The organism is Stutzerimonas kirkiae, assembly GCF_004327335.1.
GTDB classification, from domain to species: Bacteria; Pseudomonadota; Gammaproteobacteria; order Pseudomonadales; family Pseudomonadaceae; genus Stutzerimonas; species Stutzerimonas kirkiae.
Genome location: NZ_QJUO01000006.1, coordinates 12,133 through 29,787, shown reverse-complemented (window position 1 = coordinate 29,787; position 17,655 = coordinate 12,133). Strand labels below are relative to the sequence as shown.

Annotated in this window: 16 protein-coding genes; 4 read left to right on the top strand and 12 right to left on the bottom strand. The window is 66.1% G+C overall.

Annotated features, from left to right (window positions below; all coding sequences use genetic code 11):
* The 3 genes from DNJ95_RS05360 to DNJ95_RS05350 are packed head-to-tail and all read right to left on the bottom strand — an operon-like array spanning nucleotide 1 to nucleotide 2,675.
* Nucleotides 1–882 (bottom strand): branched-chain amino acid ABC transporter permease, encoded by an 882-nt coding sequence (locus DNJ95_RS05360; protein WP_131183697.1) that lies wholly within the window; start codon nucleotides 880–882, stop codon nucleotides 1–3.
* Nucleotides 883–891: 9 nt separating this feature from the next.
* Nucleotides 892–1,662, bottom strand: coding sequence for an ABC transporter ATP-binding protein (locus DNJ95_RS05355; RefSeq protein ID WP_131183696.1), 771 nt, complete (start codon nucleotides 1,660–1,662; stop codon nucleotides 892–894).
* A complete protein-coding gene (locus DNJ95_RS05350; RefSeq protein ID WP_131183695.1) occupies nucleotides 1,659–2,675 on the bottom strand; it encodes an AMP-binding protein in 1,017 nt (338 codons plus the stop codon). The genes DNJ95_RS05355 and DNJ95_RS05350 overlap by 4 nt, the downstream gene beginning before the upstream one ends.
* Nucleotides 2,676–3,161: 486 nt before the next feature.
* Here DNJ95_RS05350 and DNJ95_RS05345 point away from each other — a divergent pair, with 486 nt between their 5' ends.
* Both DNJ95_RS05345 and DNJ95_RS05340 read left to right on the top strand, forming a co-directional pair.
* Nucleotides 3,162–4,400 carry an acyl-CoA dehydrogenase family protein gene (locus DNJ95_RS05345; protein ID WP_131183694.1) on the top strand — a complete coding sequence of 413 codons (1,239 nt, stop codon included), beginning with the start codon at nucleotides 3,162–3,164 and terminating at the stop codon, nucleotides 4,398–4,400.
* Between the two features lie 65 nt (nucleotides 4,401–4,465).
* The gene (locus DNJ95_RS05340) at nucleotides 4,466–5,875 is read left to right on the top strand and encodes an LLM class flavin-dependent oxidoreductase (RefSeq protein WP_131183693.1); all 1,410 of its coding nucleotides are present in this window, start codon (nucleotides 4,466–4,468) and stop codon (nucleotides 5,873–5,875) included.
* Between the two features lie 297 nt (nucleotides 5,876–6,172).
* On the opposite strand, the gene DNJ95_RS05335 is transcribed toward DNJ95_RS05340, so the two are convergent.
* The 7 genes from DNJ95_RS05335 to DNJ95_RS05305 form a co-directional block, all read right to left on the bottom strand.
* Nucleotides 6,173–6,910 carry an ABC transporter ATP-binding protein gene (locus DNJ95_RS05335; RefSeq protein ID WP_242671893.1) on the bottom strand — a complete coding sequence of 246 codons (738 nt, stop codon included), beginning with the start codon at nucleotides 6,908–6,910 and terminating at the stop codon, nucleotides 6,173–6,175.
* A 191-nt stretch (nucleotides 6,911–7,101) separates the two neighbouring features.
* On the bottom strand, nucleotides 7,102–8,427 hold the full coding sequence (locus tag DNJ95_RS05330) for an ABC transporter substrate-binding protein (protein WP_131183691.1): 1,326 nt from the start codon (nucleotides 8,425–8,427) through the stop codon (nucleotides 7,102–7,104).
* A 39-nt stretch (nucleotides 8,428–8,466) separates the two neighbouring features.
* A complete protein-coding gene (locus DNJ95_RS05325) occupies nucleotides 8,467–9,534 on the bottom strand; it encodes a branched-chain amino acid ABC transporter permease (protein WP_131183690.1) in 1,068 nt (355 codons plus the stop codon).
* A gap of 21 nt (nucleotides 9,535–9,555) precedes the next feature.
* On the bottom strand, nucleotides 9,556–10,437 hold the full coding sequence (locus DNJ95_RS05320; protein ID WP_131183689.1) for a branched-chain amino acid ABC transporter permease: 882 nt from the start codon (nucleotides 10,435–10,437) through the stop codon (nucleotides 9,556–9,558).
* Between the two features lie 66 nt (nucleotides 10,438–10,503).
* A complete protein-coding gene (locus tag DNJ95_RS05315; protein WP_131183688.1) occupies nucleotides 10,504–11,313 on the bottom strand; it encodes an ABC transporter ATP-binding protein in 810 nt (269 codons plus the stop codon).
* On the bottom strand, nucleotides 11,310–12,452 hold the full coding sequence (locus tag DNJ95_RS05310) for an AMP-binding protein (protein ID WP_131183687.1): 1,143 nt from the start codon (nucleotides 12,450–12,452) through the stop codon (nucleotides 11,310–11,312). Before DNJ95_RS05310 ends, DNJ95_RS05315 begins: the two co-directional genes overlap by 4 nt.
* 234 nt (nucleotides 12,453–12,686) lie before the next feature.
* On the bottom strand, nucleotides 12,687–12,947 hold the full coding sequence (locus tag DNJ95_RS05305; RefSeq protein ID WP_131183686.1) for a hypothetical protein: 261 nt from the start codon (nucleotides 12,945–12,947) through the stop codon (nucleotides 12,687–12,689).
* On the opposite strand from DNJ95_RS05305, the gene DNJ95_RS05300 reads away from it, so the two are divergent.
* Nucleotides 12,931–14,358 (top strand): LLM class flavin-dependent oxidoreductase, encoded by a 1,428-nt coding sequence (locus DNJ95_RS05300; protein ID WP_131183685.1) that lies wholly within the window; start codon nucleotides 12,931–12,933, stop codon nucleotides 14,356–14,358. The genes DNJ95_RS05305 and DNJ95_RS05300 overlap by 17 nt on opposite strands.
* A gap of 26 nt (nucleotides 14,359–14,384) precedes the next feature.
* Complete coding sequence (locus tag DNJ95_RS05295; RefSeq protein WP_131183684.1) at nucleotides 14,385–15,626, top strand: acyl-CoA dehydrogenase family protein; 1,242 nt, start codon at nucleotides 14,385–14,387, stop codon at nucleotides 15,624–15,626.
* Nucleotides 15,627–16,051: 425 nt separating this feature from the next.
* Here the strand turns inward: DNJ95_RS05295 and DNJ95_RS05290 are convergent, their stop codons facing one another.
* Both DNJ95_RS05290 and DNJ95_RS05285 read right to left on the bottom strand, forming a co-directional pair.
* Entirely contained in the window at nucleotides 16,052–17,275 is a 1,224-nt protein-coding gene (locus DNJ95_RS05290) for a type II toxin-antitoxin system HipA family toxin (protein ID WP_131183683.1), read from the bottom strand.
* The gene (locus tag DNJ95_RS05285; RefSeq protein WP_276330876.1) at nucleotides 17,275–17,583 is read right to left on the bottom strand and encodes a helix-turn-helix domain-containing protein; all 309 of its coding nucleotides are present in this window, start codon (nucleotides 17,581–17,583) and stop codon (nucleotides 17,275–17,277) included. The genes DNJ95_RS05290 and DNJ95_RS05285 overlap by 1 nt, the downstream gene beginning before the upstream one ends.
* Between the last annotated feature and the right edge of the window lie 72 nt (nucleotides 17,584–17,655).

Here is a 17,655-nt window from a genome sequence, read left to right as displayed (position 1 = left end):
TCAGACTCGCTCGATGGTGCGTTCGCCGAACAGGCCGGCGGGGCGGATGTAAAGGAAGACCAGGGCCAGCGCGTAGGCGAACCAGGGCGTGATGCCGCCACCTATCCAGGGGCCGATGTAGGCTTCGGCGAGGTTCTCCGCGGCACCGACGATCAGGCCGCCGACGATGGCCCCGCCGATCGAGGTGAAGCCGCCGATGATCAGCACCGGCAGCGCCTTGAGCACCACCAGCGAGAGCGAGAACTGCACGCCCTGGCGCGCGCCCCAGAGCAGCCCGGCGACCAGCCCGACGGCGCCGGCGACGGCCCAGACGATCTGCCAGATGCGTTGCAGGTCGATGCCCACCGACAGCGCGGCGCGGGTATCGTCGGCCACCGCGCGCAGGGAAATGCCGATACGCGTCTTGTTGAACAGCAGCGCCAACACCGCCACCAGCACGCCGGCGGTGGCGGCGGCGATCAGGTCGAACTGGCTGACCATGATCTCGCCGAAGAACAGCGGTACGTCGTCGATGCCCAGGTCCAGCGCGCGGACCTGGGCGCCCATCAGGCCCTGGGCCAGCCCTTCGAGGATGAACGACAGGCCGAGGGTGGCCATGAACAGGGTGATCTGCGAGCGGTTGGTCAGCGGCCGCAGCACCGTGCGCTCGATCACCAGCGCCAGCGCCGTCATCACCAGCAGGGTGAGCAGGATCGCCACGACGAAGGGCACGCCCTGCTCGTGCAGGCTGACGAAGGTCAGCGCGGCGAACAGCAGCATGGCGCCCTGGGCGAAGTTGAACACGCCGCTGGCCTTGTAGATCAGCACGAAGCCGATCGCCACCAGTGAGTACATGGTGCCGGCGAGCAGGCCGCCGATCAGGGTTTCCAGGAAGAAGGTCATGATTGGTCTCTAATGTTCGGTGCCGAGATAGGCCGCTATCACATCGGGATTGGCCTGGACCTCGGCCGGGCTGCCGTCGCCCACCTTGCGCCCGTAGTCGAGCACCACCACATGGTCGGAGAGGTTCATCACCACGCCCATGTCGTGTTCGATCAGTACCACGGTGGTGCCCAGGTCGCGGTTGATGTCGGCGATGAAGCGCGCCATGTCCTGCTTCTCTTCGGCGTTCATCCCGGCCATCGGCTCGTCCAGCAGCAGCAGGGCGGGCGCGGCGATCAGCGCGCGGCCCAGCTCCACGCGCTTCTGCAGGCCATAGGCAAGGTTGCCGACCAGGGTCTCGCGGTAGGGCTGCAGCTCGAGGAACTCCAGCACCGCCTCGGCGCGGGCGACGAATTCGCCGGCCTCGCGGCGGGCGCTGGGCAGGCGCAGGGCCTGGGCGAAGAAGCCGGCGCGGCCATGGCGCGAGAGGCCGGTGAGCACGTTGTCGAGCACGCTCATCTTCTTGAACAGCGCGTTGTTCTGGAAGGTGCGGCCGATGCCCCGGCGCGCCGCCGACAGCGGGTCGATGCGGCGATAGTGCTGGTCCTCGAACACCACTTCGCCAGCGTCCGCGCGGTAGACGCCGTTGAGGATGTTCAGCAGCGAACTCTTGCCGGCACCATTGGGGCCGATCAGCGCGCAGATCTCGCCTCGGCGGACCTCGAAGGACAGCGCCGAGATCGCCTTGACGCCCTTGAACGACAGGGAGATATCGCACACCTGCAGGATGCTGTCGCTCATGCCGCATCGCTCCGTGGCGTTTCCAGCCAGGCCAGGCGCTGCCCTTGCCGCCCGTCGCCGCGCTCGATGCCTTGCAGGTGCCGGAAGCCCAGCAGATGCCGCACGCGCTGCTTGAGCAGGCGGCGCAGGCCGCGCTCGGGGGCGGCGATGGCCCAGTCGCACAGGCGCCGCCGCCAACTGCCGACGGGCGCCAGGTGCGCTTCGATTTCCTCGGCCAGCCGTTCCAGGCGCTGTTCGGAAAGCAGCAGGTGGCTGGGGGCGATGGCGCGGCGGTCGCGGCTGGCGGCCCGGGCATGTTCCGGCAGGGCCAGGCTATCGCCGCTGAGCAACCAGCGTTCGAGCAACAGTTGCAGGCCGGGCTGCCACTCGCTGCCCTCCTCGCTCCACAACTGGCGGGGACTGCGCAGGCCGTGGGCCGCCCTGGGGCTCTCCGCCCGGTCGCCGTACAGCGCCTGCAAAGGCTCGACCCGCCAGGGGCTGGCGTCGAGCGCGACGGCCTGCCGGGCATAGAGCATCAGCGGCCATTGGCTGGCGGATTGCCGCCCGACGGCCAGCCACACGGCCAGGCTTTCCCGGCTGGCGACATAGGCATGGCTCGGGCGCTGCCGCTCCAGCAGGCTGCGCAGGCCCGCCGCCTCTTCCTGCGGGGCGACCGCGAGCACGCTGGCACCAGCCCGCCGCGCGGCCAGGGCAAAGAACAGCAGGGCCGGCGCGAAGGCGCCGCTCAGCGCCAGCCGCGAGTCCGGGCCGAAGCCTTGTGCCTGCAAGCCGGCCCCCAGGCGTTCCACCTCGCGCAGCACATCGATCCAGCGCCAGGCCAGCCAGCGCCCGCGCTGCTTGTGGCGCAGGGCGATCTCCAGCGGTTTGTTCTGCGCCCACTGTTGCAGGCTCGACCAGACCGGATCGGCGGCGGCGACACGGCCGCCGCCAGGCTTCAATTCATGCACGCTCAAGGCAATCTCCTCTCGCCCGCCGGGGGCGATGTTTATCACCTGGTGTTCAGCACCATTCATGCCATAAATAAAAACCTTAAATATCAATAACCTATCTTGCTATCAGGAAAATATCCGAGTGTTTATCCAGAGCAATATGCTGATTAACTGTTTACAGGCGAACAGTTGGAACTGTTGGTTATAAGCACCTGTCCGGACGCACTGCCTCGCCACCCGCAACGATTATCCCGATCAGGCGCAGAAACGGCGCCATGCCAGGGTGATCGCACTACGTCGTTATCCGCTTCGATAAAGGCGGATAAAGGCGCTGGAGGCTGGACGGAAAGCGTTGTTTTTCGTCCAGCCTCCAGCGCTCTTCTCGGTTTTCCCACCGTGCTGTTCATTTATCTGCCCGCGCGGCAGCAAAGTGTTGTCCTGTGGACAGTTGGTTTTTCGTACAGCAGGCATGTCGACCAGCAATGCCGGGGCAGAAGGGAGCCGGCATAGCTTGTGCAAGAAGTCGATAAGGCACGAATTCCTTATTACTTTTTGTACAGGAGCCAACCCATGGCCAATCGACAGAACGCAGCCACCGCAGAGCACGCCCCCGACCATGCGCAACTGGCCGAACGCTTCCGCCCGGTGTTCCAGCGCATCGCCGAAGGCGCGCTGGAACGCGAGCGCGGACGCAAGCTGCCCTTCGAACCGATCGAATGGCTCAGGCAAGCGGGCTTCGGCGCGTTGCGGGTGCCGCTGGCCGATGGCGGCAGCGGCGCCTCGCTGCCGCAGTTGTTCCGCCTGCTGATCGAGCTGTCGGCGGCGGATTCGAACCTGACCCAGGCGCTGCGGGCGCATTTCGGCTTCGTCGAGGACCGCCTGGTGTCCACCGGGGACGAACAGCGCCAGCGCTGGCTGAAGCGCTTCGTCGATGGCGAACTGGTCGGCGGCGCCTGGACGGAAACCGGCAACGTCGGCCTCGGCCAGGTCATCACCCAGGTCAGCCCCCGGGCGGACGGCAGTTGGCGCCTGAACGGGCGCAAGTTCTACAGCACCGGCAGCATCTATGCCGACTGGCTGGACATCTACGCCCAGCGCAGCGACACCGGCGAGGACGTGATCGCCGTCACCCGCGCGCGCCAGCCGGGCATCCAGCACAGCGACGACTGGGACGGCTTCGGCCAGCGCACCACCGGCAGCGGCACCTCGGTGTTCGAGGACGCCGAGGTCGAGGCCGGCAACGTCATCCCCTTCGGCACCCGCTTCAAGTACCAGACCGCCTTCTACCAGGTGCTGCTGCTGTCGATCCTCGCCGGCATCGGCCGGGCGGCGGCCAACGATGCCGCGCGGCTGGTGCGCGAGCGCACCCGGGTGTTCAGCCACGGCAACGCGCCACGGGTCGCCGACGACGTGCAGGTGCAGCAGGTGGTCGGCCAGCTCGGCGCCCAGGCCTATGCCGCCGAAGCCATCGTGCTGCGCGCCGCCGAAGCCCTGCAGGCGGCCTATGACAGCCATTTCCTCGGCGATGCCGAGGCCGAGCACCAGGCCAATATCGACGCCGAGCTGGAGTCGGCCCAGGCGCAACTGGTGGTCAGCGAACTGGTGCTGCGCGCCAGCAGCGACCTGTTCAACGCCCTCGGCGCCTCCGCCGCCCGCGAAGCGTTGCAACTGGACCGCCACTGGCGCAACGCACGCACGATTTCCTCGCACAACCCGCTGATCTACAAGGCGCGCATCGTCGGCGACTGGCTGATCAACGGCAACGAGCCTCCCTACGTCTGGCAGATCGGCAACGGCACGCGCGGCTGACCGCGCCCAGAACGTCATCGCGTGCAACGCTCCATGACCTGACCATGACCTGAGGAACACACACCATGAGCCAACCTCGCCGCCGGCTGCTGTTGTCGGCATTCCTGATGAACACCCCCGCGCATATCCTCGAAGGCCTGTGGCGCAAGCCGGGCGCCGAGCAGGTGCGCTACAACGAACTGGCGCTGTGGACCGACCTGGCCCGGCAACTGGAAGCCGCCAAATTCGACGCGCTGTTCTTCGCCGACGTAGTCGGCCTGTATGGCAACTTCAACGGCGGCTGGGACGCCTTCGTCAGCAAGGGCCTGCAGATTCCCTCCAACGACCCCTCGGTGATCATCTCGGCCCTGGCCGCCGCCACCGAAAACATCGGCCTGGCCTACACCTCGTCGGTGATCCAGGACCCGCCGTTCGACTTCGCGCGCAAGATTTCCACCCTCGACCACGCCAGCAACGGGCGGATCGGCTGGAACATCGTCACCTCGGAAATCGCCAACGCCCACCGCAACTTCAACCAGCCGGGCTTCACTCCCCACGAGGAGCGCTATGCCTGGGCCGACGAGTACGTCGAGGTGGTTTACAAGCTCTGGGAAGGCTCCTGGGACGAAGGCGCGCTGCTGGTCGACCGCGAGCGCGGGGTCTTCGCCGACCCGGCCAAGGTGCACAAGATCTGGCACAAGGGCCCGCGCTACTCGGTGGAAGGCCCGCACCTGGTGACGCCCTCGCCGCAGCGCACGCCGTTCCTGTTCCAGGCCGGCACCTCGAAGACCGGCCGCGCCTTCGCCGCGCGCAACGCCGAGGCGGTGTTCACCTTCTCCGGCTCGCCCGAGGATGCCAGGCACCTGGTCGACGACGTGCGCGCCCAGGCCGTGGCCCATGGCCGCAACGCCCGCGACCTGGCCTTCTTCGCCGGCCTGTCGTTCGTGGTCGGCAGCACCGAGGAAGAGGCGCGGCGCAAGAAGGCTGAATACGATGAGTACCTCGACCTGGAAGGTCTCGCCGCCCACGCCGGCGGCGCGCTGGACATCGACCTCGGCGGCGTGCCGCTGGACACCCCGCTGAAGGACATCCGCACCGAAGGCGGCCAGGGCATCCTCGACTCGCTGATCCGCGCCACCCCCGGCAACGCGCCGACGGTGGCCGACATGGTGCGCTGGCGCGCCGAGAACATGCGCCTGGTCGGCACCCCGGAACAGATCGTCGACCAGTTGGAGCGCTGGCAGGACGCCGGTATCGACGGCATCAACATCGTCAACCACGTCATCCCCGGCTCCTACAGCGAGTTCATCGAGGGCGTGCTGCCGGAACTGCGCCGGCGCGGCCTGGCGCAGAGTGAATACGCCCCCGGCAGCTTCCGCGAGAAGGTCTTCGGCGCCCGCGAAGGCTTCGCCAGCGGCGCACAGGGCGCCGGCTACCTCAGCGACCGCCACCCGGCCGCACGCTACCGCGGCGCCTTCGTCGACGTGCCGAAGTAAGCTGCTGCGTGCGGGAAACCCGTAGGATGGGTCGAGCGTAGCGATACCCATCCGTGCTCGGCGCCGATGGGTATCGCCGCGATGCTCCTCGACCCATCCTACGGGCTATTCCCGGACATGACGCAAAACGGCGCCTCTCCCCCAGGGCGATCGCGCGATGCCGTTATTCACCGGCAAGGTGCTTCGATAAAAGCGCTGGAAAGCTGGACGAAAAACACCGCTCGCCACGCTCTTTCGTCCAGCCTTCCAGCGCTTTTATCGGCTTTATAGCCGCCGTCCCCTTGAACGGGATGCGCCTCAGGAAGCCAGGTCCAGGGTCCCGCCCAGGTACAACTCATGGATATCCTCCCGTGCCGCCAGCTCGGCGGCGCTGCCCTGGCCGACCACCGTGCCGCTCTCCAGTACATAGCCACGCTGGGCATAGTGCAGGGTGACGTTGATGTTCTGCTCGGCGACCAGGAAGCTGACGCCTTCGTTGCGGTTCAGCGCGGCGACGATCTCGAAGATCTCCTCGACGATCTGCGGCGCCAGCCCCATCGAAGGCTCGTCCAGCAGTACCAGGGCGGGGTTGGCGATCAGTGCGCGGCCGATGGCGACCATCTGCTGTTCGCCGCCCGAGGTGTAACCGGTGAGGCTTTTGCGGCGTTCCTTCAAGCGCGGGAAGTAGTCGTAGATACGCTCCAGCCCCTGCTTCAACTGCCGGCGCGATGGCCGGTTGGCGAAGGCGCCGATGCGCAGGTTTTCCTCCACACTCAGGTGGGCGAAGCAGTGCCGCCCTTCCAGCACCTGCACCAGCCCGGCGCGAACCAGGTCGCCCGGCTCGCGCTGGGTGATGTCCTCGCCACGGTAGAAGATGCGCCCCTTGGCCACCTCGCCACGCTCGCCGCGCAGCAGGTTGGAAATCGCCTTCAAGGTGGTGCTCTTGCCCGCGCCATTGGCGCCCAGCAGGGCGACGATCTCGCCTTGCACCACCTCGAGCGAAACGTCACGCACGGCGAGGATCACCTGTTCGTACAGCACCTCGACCTGATCCATCTGCAAGATCACGGCATGCCACTCCCGGAATGAGGGTTGAACGGCTGGCCCGGCGCCCCTTGGCGGTGGCCGAGTCATGGCGTCTTCGAAAGACGCCTATCGGGTAACAGCGGCCGCAAGCTGAATTCCCGTAGGGTGCGCACGGCGCACCCTTGTATCTCGACTTCAGCCGCTCTTGGAACCTGAGCGCTTCAGCTCTCCTGGCTGCAATCGCGCGGCGTGATGCCTTTTTCCTCGGCATATTTCTTCGCCGAGGCCTCGATCAGCGGCCGCAGGTAGGCACGGTCGGCCTGCACCCAGTCGCTGATCAATTTCCACTGGCTACCGTCCCATTGCTGGAAGCGCACCGCGCCGCCGCCTTCATGGTCGGAGCAGGACAGTTGCAACGGCTGCACCAGGCCGAAGGCGCCGAGTTCCTTCAGTCGCGCCTCGTCCAGGCGGATGTTCTCGAAGCCCCAGCGCACTTCCTCGCCGGTCAGCGGGCGGTTGCCGTATTTCTTCTGCGCCACCCGCACCGCTTCGACGTTGAGGATGCCGTTGACCACGCCGAGGTTGTAGTTGACCGTGCCGAACTGCCTGGCGTCGGCCAGATCGCTCTGGCCCTTGTCCACCACGTCGCGCTTGATGCCCTGCAACGCCGGGAAGTCGAGGCCGGACGGGTGGGTGGTGATGGAGATGAAGCCCTTCGCCGCGGCCCCGGCGGGAATCGCATCCTCCTCGGAGTTGCTCCAGATATTGCCGACGATGCGCTCGGCCGGGTAGCCGACCTTCTGCGCGCTCTTCAGCGCCACCGGGTTCATCACCCCGAAGCCACGCAGGATCACCCAGTCCGGCTTGATCCGGCGCACGTTGAGCCACTGCGACTGCTGCTCGTTGCCCGGGTGCGGTACTTCGATCAGGCTCAGGGCGAAGCCGTACTTGTCGGCCAGCGATTGCAGCACGCCGCTGGTTTCCTTGCCGTAGGGCGAACCGTGGTAGAGGGTGACGATCTTCTTGCCCTTGAGCTGGTCGAGGCCGCCTTCCTGCTCGCCGATCCAGTTGAGGATCGCCGACACCTCCGAGAAGGGGTTGAGCTGCAGCGGGAACACGTACGGGAACACGCTGCCGTCGGTGGAATCGGTGCGGCCGTGGTTGATGGTGATCAGCGGCAGCTTGTCGGCGGTGGAGCGCTCCAGCGTGGCATAGGCGATACCCACCGAGAGCGGGTTGGTGGCGGCGGCGGGGGCGCCATTCAGGCCCTTCTTCAGGCGCTCGTAGCATTCCACGCCCTTCTCCACCACGTATTCGGTTTCGCATTCGCTCCAGGTGAAGGTCACGCCGTTGGCGCCGCCATTGGCATTGACGTATTTGAGGTAGTCGATGAAACCGCCGTAGAAGCCGGTGCCGGCGGCGGCATAGGGGCCGACGCGGTAGCTTTGCAGCGGGAAGTACTGTTCGTTGGCCGCCTGGACGCTGGCGGCGCCGCACAGCATGGCCAGGCCGAGCGCCAGGGGCGCGAAGGTTTTGCGCAGTTGCATGGGGGATTCCTTGTGGTGATTGTGCGTCGTGGTTAGGGGTCAGTAACGCAGCGGCCATAGCCGCGCCCGCTCGCGCAGGCGCTGCCAGAGGCGCGCCAGTCCCTCCGGCTCCTTGATCAGGAAGGCGATGATCAGGGCGCCGAAGAAGATTTTCTGCAGGTGCTCCAGTTGCCCGGAGGCGATCAGCCCGGTCGGCAACAGCCCGACCAGGTTGGACAGCAGGATGGGGAACAGCACGATGAAGGCGGCGCCGAGGAAGTTGCCGAGGATGCTGCCCAGGCCGCCGATGATGATGATGAAGAGGATCTGGAACGAGCGGCTCAGGTCGAAGCCGTGCGGCTCCACGGTGCCCAGGTAGGTGAAGGCCCACAGCGAGCCGGCCACGCCGAGGAAGAAGCCGCTGAGGGCGAAGGCCAGCAGCTTGGTCCTGAGCAGCGGGATGCCGATCACCGCGGCGGCGGTGTCCATGTCGCGCACCGCCATCCAGTTGCGCCCCAGCTCGCTGCGCACCAGGTTGCGGCCCAGCCAGAACAGCGCCACCACCACCGTCAGGGTCAGCAGGTAGCGCCCCTGCGGCGAGCCGAAGTCCAGGCCGAGGATGCGCAGCGGCGGCGCGCTGATCACGCCCGAGGTGTTGTAGTGGGTGAACCAGCCGAACTTGACCAGCGCCCAGGGCACGAAGAACTGCGCGGCCAGGGTCGACACCAGTAGGTAGAAGCCCTTGATGCGCAGGCTGGGCAGGCCGAACAGCACCGCCACCAGCGCCGCCACCACGCCGCCGAGGCCGAAGCTGAACAGCAGCGGCAGGCCGGGGATACGCACATGGAAGTTGTAGGCGGCGAATGCACCCACCGCCATGAACGCCGCCGAACCCAGCGACAGTTGGCCGGCATAGCCGGTCAGCAGGTTGAGGCCGAGCCCGGCCAGCGACAGCACCAGGAAGGGAATCAGGATGGCGCTGAACCAGTAGTCCGAGGCCAGCAGCGGTACCCCGAAAAAGGCCAGCGCGAGGGCCAGCCACAGCGCCAGGCGGTCCTGGCGCAGGCGGAACACCCGGCGGTCGTCGGCATAGCGGCGGCTGAACTGGCCCGCTTCATTGAACAACATGGCGATCTCCTTGAAATGCGCTCACACGCGCTCGATGGCGCGCTCGCCGAACAGCCCGGCCGGGCGCACCAGCAGGAACAGCAGCGCCAGCACATAGGGAAACCAGTTCTCGATGCCGCCATCGACGAACGGGCCCAGGTAGATTTCCGCCAGCTTCTCCGTGGCGCCGACGATCAGCCCGCCGGCGATGGCGCCGCCGATCGAGGAAAAGCCGCCGATGATCAGCACCGGCAGCGCCTTGAGCACCACCAGCGACAGCGAGAACTGCACCCCCAGGCGCGCGCCCCAGAGCAACCCGGCGACCAGCCCGACGAAACCGGCCACTGCCCACACCACCGCCCAGATGCGGTTCAGGCGGATGCCCACCGCCAGCGAGGCCTGCGGATCATCGGCCACCGCGCGCAGCGACAGGCCCAGGCGCGTGCGGTTGAACAGCAGCGACAGCAGCAGCACCAGGCTGGCGGCGGTGCCGGCGGCGAACAGGTCGAACTTCGACAGCAGCAGCCCGTGGAACTCGATGGGTTCGTCGCTGATGCCCAGCTCCAGCCCGTGCACCTGGGTGCCCCAGAGCAACTGCGCGAAGCCCTCGACGACGTAGGCCAGGCCCAGGGTGGCCATGAACAGGGTGATCGGCGAGCGGTTGACCAGCGGCCGCAGCACCACCCGCTCCACCGCCAGTGCCAGCGCCAGCATCACCGCCAGGGTCAGCAGGAACGCCAGCCAGAACGGCACGCCGCGCTCCAGCAGGCTGACGAAGGTCAGCGCGGCGAACAGCACCATGGCGCCCTGGGCGAAGTTGAATACACCGCTGGCCTTGTAGATCAGCACGAAACCGATGGCCACCAGCGAATACATCACGCCGGACAACAGGCCACCGATCAGAACCTCCAGGAAAAACTCCATCGCGACTGCCTTCTTCTGATGAATGGATGCGGGGTGGATCGCGCGCGCCGGTGCGCACGGCGCACCCTAGGATTGCGGGCGCCGTTCACTGCGTGATGAATGCCGGGTACCCAGGTAGGCGGCCAGCACCTCGGGGTCGTTGCGCACCTGCGCGGGCGGGCCGTCGCCGATCTTGCGGCCGTAGTCGAGCACCACCACATGGTCGGAAAGCCCCATGACCACGCCGATGTCGTGCTCGATCAATACCACGGTGGTGCCCAGTTCGCGGTTGGCCGCCAGGATGAAGCGGCTCATCTCGCGCTTTTCCTCGGCGTTCATGCCCGCCATCGGCTCGTCGAGCAGCAGCAGCCGGGGTTCGGCGGCCAGGGCGCGGCCCAGCTCGACCCGCTTCTGCAGGCCATAGGGCAGCTTGCCGACCAGGGTCTGGCGCCACGGCTGGATACGCAGGAAGTCGATCACCCGTTCGGCGTGCAGGCGCTGCCGGTCATCCTCGTCGTGGGCGCGGCGCAGCCCCAGCGCCTGTTCCAACCAGTGGCTGCGGCGCTTCAGGTTGCGCCCGGTAAGGATGTTGTCGAGCACGCTCATGCCCTTGAACAGCGCGATGTTCTGGAAGGTGCGGGCGATACCGCGCACCGCGGCATCGTGGGGGCGCATGCGCTGGCACGCCTCGCCGGCGAAGCGGATCAGCCCCTGTTGTGGCTGGTAGACGCCGTTGATGACGTTCAGCAGCGAGCTCTTGCCCGCGCCGTTGGGGCCGATCAGCGCGCATATCTCGCCTTCGGCCACCGCGAAGCTGATATCGCTGACGGCCTTCACCGCCTTGAACGACAGCGAGATGTTTTCCAGCCCGAGCAGGGTATTGCCAGTGGCGTTCATGGGCGCCGCCCCGACCGCTCCTCGACCCAGCCATCCACCGGCTCGATGGCGACCTCCTCGGTGGCCTGCCAACTGGCGGCGTCGGGCCAAGTGCGTACGACCACCCCCAGGGCGGCGAAGAAAGCGGCGATCTCGTCCGGCAGCGGCTCACCCAGCAGCAGCGGCGCACGGACACGACTGAAGCCGATCACATCGCGCAATGGCCGGCGCACCAGCCAATGTCCGAGCCAGCGGGCGAGGTGGCCCGGGCCGCCCCGCAATGCCAGCTCCAGCCAGTGCCGGCGCCGGCTGCCGGGTTCCGGCAGGCGTTGTTGCAACAGGCGGTAGAGGCGCTCGTAGGTGCCGCGCGTGCCGGCGACCAGGGTTGGCCCCAGCTCGCGGCGATCGTTGTCGCGGGTCAGCCCGTTCTCCGCGAAGTTCAGGCGAAAGCCCGCCAGCAGCCAGGGAGCCAGCAGGTAGCGGACCTGCCCGCCAGTGGCGAAGGCACGGGCCGCCAGGGCTTCCTCGTGCGGGCCTAGGCGTTCGCTGGCGATCAGTTGCCGGGCCTCGCGCAGCAGTTCGTCGTGGCGGATCCGCTGCCGCTCGAAGCGCCCATCGGCACCCGGGCGATAGAAGGTGAAGGCGACATCCCGCTCGCTGGCGAGCGCCTCGGGAAACACCTGTGGCCTGTCGAGCAGTGTGTCGTAGGCCTGTACGAAGCCAGCCGCGACCGCGCCAAGCCCACGGCTGTCGGCATAGATCAGCAGTTGCGGCGGTGGCGCCAGGTCGACCAGCAGGCGCACCTGCTCCAGGGCTTCGGCGAACACGAAGCGGCTGCCCAGCTCCTTCGCCAGGGCCTGCACCTGCGCCTTGGGCAGGCCGGGCTCCAGCAGCACAGCCTCGCTTCCCAGCCAGGTGGCAGCCAGCGCGATCAGCAACGCCTGGGGACGCGGCTCGCTGATGACCAGCAGGGCGTCGTCGCGGCAGAACCCCTGCTGCTGCAGCGCGGCCGCCAGCTTCTGTACTTCATCGGCCAGTTGCTGCCAGGTGCGTTCCTGCCATATACCCAGATACTTATGCCGGAGTGCAATATCGTCAGGCCGCGATCGACTATTGGCCAATAAAACCGCTGGTAATGTACGCGCAGGCGTCTCGCTCATAATCGGTCCGCACCCAATGGAATAGCGTTATACGGAAAAGCCGTACCGAAGCATTCATGCATGGCGCTGAAAAGCGTGCCGGAGGAAGGCTGCACGGAGGCTTTAAAGCCATCTATCAATATATGTGCCACTCGACACAATTCTTTTTATTTCAAATACTTATCTATAAATATAAATAATCATCAGACCTGTACTAAAAGGTCACTATGCTGAATCACTGTTCGCCCACGAACATTATTTACAACAACTAATGACTGGCGGTCGTTCTGCTGAATGTTCAACACCGTTCAATCGAACAGCAAACTGTTGATTACCGAACAGTTGCGCCTTGGCGGCACATGGCCAGGTGCCCGGATATCCCTGGAAAACAACTTCGGCATGAAGTGTGCAAACACGTTTACCGGCTTCGATAGTTGCAACTTCTTCCGCCCGCAGAACTTCATGGGGCGTCTCGTTCATCATCCAAGGAGTTAACCGAATGGCTTCCCGGATCATCCTCAATGCCTTCGACATGACCTGCGTCAGCCACCAGGCGGCCGGTACCTGGCGCCACCCCGACAGCCAGGCATGGAAATACAAGGACCTGGACTACTGGGTCGACCTGGCCAAGCTGCTCGAACGCGGCCATTTCGATTCGCTGTTCATCGCCGACGTGGTCGGCGTCTACGACATTTATCGCGGCTCGGTGGAAACCTCGCTGATCGACGCCGACCAGGTGCCGGTCAACGACCCCTTCTTCCAGGTGCCGGCCATGGCCCTCGCCACCAAGCACCTGGGCTTCGGCGTGACCTCGGCGCTGACCTACGAGCTGCCCTACGCCCTGGCGCGCAAGTTCTCCACCCTCGACCACCTGACCAAGGGCCGCGTGGCCTGGAACGTGGTCACCTCCTACCTGAACAGCGCGGCGGTCAACCTGGGCCTCAAGCAGCAGATCTCCCACGACGAACGCTACGACATCGCCGACGAATTCCTCGATGTCACCTACAAGCTCTGGGAAGGCTCCTGGGACGAGGACGCGGTGCTGCGCGACCGGGAGAAGGGCGTGTTCACCGACCCGAGCAAGGTCCACCCGATCGGCCACAAGGGCAAATACTTCGAGGTGCCCGGCATCCACCTGTCCGAACCCTCGCCGCAACGCACCCCGGTGATCTTCCAGGCCGGCGCCTCCAGCCGTGGCCGCGCCTTCGCCGCCAAGCACGCGGAAGGGGTGTTCATCAGCCCGGCGACCCCGGAGCAGGCCCGCGAGGTGTCCGACGATATCCGCGACCGCGCCGAACAGGCCGGGCGCCGCCGCGACTCGCTGAAGATCTTCACCCTGCTCACCGTGATCACCGGCGAGAGCGACGCAGCCGCCCAGGCCAAGTACGAGGAATACCTGGGCTACGCCAATGGCGAAGGCATGCTGTCGTTCTATGGCGGCTGGACCGGCGTCGACTTCTCCGAGTACGACCCCGACCAGCCGCTGGAGGCCATCGACAACGACAGCATCCGCTCGGTGCTGGAACTGCTCGCCACCGCCGACCCCAACCGCAAGTGGACCCCGCGCGACATCATCAAGCACCGCAGCATCGGCGGCCTCGGCCCGGTGCTGATCGGCGGCCCGCAGAAAATCGCCGACGAGCTGGAGCGCTGGGTCGATGTCGGCGGCATCGACGGCTTCAACCTGGGCTATGCCATCACCCCGGGCACCTTCGAGGACTTCATCGAATTCGTCGTGCCCGAACTGCAGCGCCGTGGCCGTGTGCGCACCGCCTACGAAGGCGAGACGCTGCGCCAGAACCTGCTGGACGGCGACTCCTCCTACGTCGCCGACGACCATCCGGCGGCGCGCTACCGTGGCGCGTTCAAGGATGGCGCCAACGCCACCGACCACACCAAACCATCGAAATTTGCCGATCTTCTCTGAATAAGCGGCGAACCACAGGAGTTCCCATGTCCAGTGTCAATATCCTCAACCCGCTGTCCCGCGGCACCGACTACGAGCGGCTGGCCAACCGCTTCCGGCCGATCTTCGAGCGTATCGCCGAAGGCGCCGAACAACGCGAGCGCGAACGCAGCCTGCCGGTCGAACCGCTCCGCTGGCTCAAGGAGGCCGGTTTCGGCGCGGTGCGCGTACCGGCCGAATATGGCGGCGGCGGTGCCTCGCTGCCGCAACTGGTGCGCCTGCTGATCGAGCTGGCGAGCGCCGACTCCAACCTGACCCAGGCGCTGCGCGGGCACTTCGCCTTCGTCGAGGACCGCCTGAATGCCGCGCCCGGCACGGAGCGCGACACCTGGTTCGCGCGCTTCGTCGCCGGCGACCTGGTCGGCAATGCCTGGACCGAGGTCGGCGCGGTGCAGATCGGCGACGTGGTCACCCGGGTCTCGCCCGACGGCGATCACTGGCGCCTGGATGGAGAGAAGTTCTACAGCACCGGCAGTATCTATGCCGACTGGATCGACGTGTATGCCCAGCGCAGCGATACCGGCGGCGATGTCATCGCGGTGGTCAGCACCCACCAGCCCGGCGTGCGCCAGAGCGACGACTGGGACGGCTTCGGCCAGCGCACCACCGGCAGCGGCACCTCGGTATTCGAGGGCGCGCGGGTCGAGGCCGGCAACGTCATCGACTTCGCCACCCGCTTCAAGTACCAGACCGCGCTGTACCAGTTGAACCTGCTCGCCGTGCTGGCCGGCACCGCCCGGGCCATCGAGCGCGACGTCGCCCGCCATGTGCGCGAACGCACGCGCATCTACAGCCACGGCAACGCCTCGCGGGTAGCCGACGACGTGCAGATCCAGCAGGTGGTCGGGCAGATTTCCGCGCTGGCCTATGCCGCCGAGGCCACCGTGCTGCGTGCCGCGGAACCGGCCCAGTGGGCCTACGAGGCGCGCTTCGGCAACGACCGGGAAGACGAGCGGCAGGCCAATATCGCCGCCGAGATCGAGTCGGCCAAGGCCCAGGTGGTGGTCTCCGAACTGACCCTGCGCGCCGCCAGCGACCTGTTCAACGCCCTCGGCGCCTCGGCGGCACGCATCGACAAGGTGCTCGACCGCCACTGGCGCAACGCCCGCACCGTCGCCTCGCACAACCCGCTGGTGTACAAGGCGCGGATCATCGGCGACTGGCTGATCAACGGCAGCGAGCCACCCTATATCTGGCAGATCGGCAACGGGCCGCAGAAAGCGGCCTGAAACCCAGGCCTTTCAGCGTCGTTGCCAGATCGAACAGTGGGAGGCGCGGCTGCATTTCCCCCTTCCCTCGCGGGAGAGGGCCGGGGCAACGGGGCTGCCGCCAGGCAGTCTGGCAGATCGCGCGGCGCCCTGGCGGGCGCTACCCGCTCGCTACCCCAAGCGCCCTCGCGGGCGCTACCCCTCTTCTCCAACCCGTCTCCCGCAAGGGGGGAGAAGGGAGCCGTATTGCATCACGCCCGGGCAATGGCTTGAGCACAGCGATGTGCATACAACAGGTTGTGCCATTGCTGGCCGACCTGTCGCGGCCCATGACCGCGAGATTGAGTCGGCGTGCACGGGTTCAAGCCGTTCCCTTCAGGTTTCACAAGCCCTCCAGCATCCCTAAAGCAAAATACATACCGGACAGTAGTGCGGCGGTCCGGTTATCAGGAGCGAAGTCTGTCGGTGCCCATGGCGGCCAGTATCACGCTACGTTCAGGCTCCTGCAGATACGCATGGTAATGGGCCTCCAGATCGGTGGCCCAGCCCACCACCTCGTCGATAACGGCCTCCGCCTGATCCTCACGCAAGCCATAGTGCTCTACCTGGCTGAGCAGGTTGCGGCGCGAAAGCTCATGGCCGTAACGACCGATGGCCATGGCCAGTCGTTGCGGGGGCTCCCCCTGCGTGCTGGGGACCACGTCATACAAGGGAGACAGGCGCCAGTTGCCGCCTTTGTACAGGACCGCGACGTTCTTCGGGTGGTCGTCATCGTTGCCGACGAGGATGTTGAAGCAGATACGCTTGAACAGTTCCTGGCGATCCTCGACGGGAACGCCCCATCGGGCCATTTCGTCCACCAGGTGGCCGTAGTGCCATTCGCGCGCTCGATCCCTGGTCTCGTACCAGTCACTGTCAAGGAGGGTCAGCCCGCTGAGCATCGGCGTGCGGTAGAACCGCCCGCCTTCGGCAGGCTCGCGATCGAAGCGCTCGACGAACAGCGTGCTGACACGTCCCCGGTGCAGCCGCACTCCTGCCGTGGTCAGCCCCTTGGCGGCGGCGAACGTCATGCAGGCATGCTCGATCGCGGGAATGTCGTAGACATCGTGGCGATCCCTCGGTTTGGCGAGGATCAACCGACCTTCATGTTGCAGCGTACATTTTGGGCGAGCCCCACCCAGCGAGGAACGCTGCTGCAAGGCCGCCTTGGTGAACCCGCCCGTATCACGAGGAAAACCGCTCTGCACGCCATCGGCGAACTCGATGAATGCGTCGAGTTGAGTGAGCGTAGCCAACCCGGCCTGGCCCACACCGGCAGGCGGCGTTCTGCCCGTCCCCGTCATGAGGTTGCCGGCACGATCATGGTTGGGCGAATGCAGCAGATAGCCGACGGCATCCAGCGGCGCCCCCTTGTCACGCTCGAGCAGGCGTTCCCCCCAGCCGTCCGGCGCAGCGTCCCTGATAAAGCCAGGAACGCCACGGTTCCTGGTTATGTGTGTGTATGGCTGTGGCCGAAGGGCATAGCGGACAGGGTCGGGCACCCAACCACCGGCTTTCACATAGGCAGGACTATAGACGAACTCACCGACACGCTCCTGCACCCGCAGGCGCCCAAGCGTGACCACCTCCAGCGAGCCGGGCAACTGAATGTAGAGATACAGGGTCGCCATCAGAAATCATCCTCGGCGATTTTCCTGAGGCGGACACGCTTCTCGGTGGGGTTCTGGGTGATCGAGGTGGAGCCGAGTGTTTCCTTGAACACTTCGTCGAGCAGGCCCAGGTGCCACAGGACCAGCAGATAGGCGCGTATCTCGACCGTTGGCGTACCCGCTTCGATCTTGCCAAGTGTCGCGACGGACAACCCCGTCATGCCAGCCAAGTCCTTCTGGCGGATTTTCCGCAGCAGACGCCTGCTCTTGACCAGGAGCCCCGTGGCCAGGAGCTTTTCAGCACAGACAAGGGGAAATGTGCCCACCATAAATCACCCCAGGAGCAGCCTTATATTGATTAAGGATGACTATAGCATGCCTTATAAAAGACGTTTCCTGAC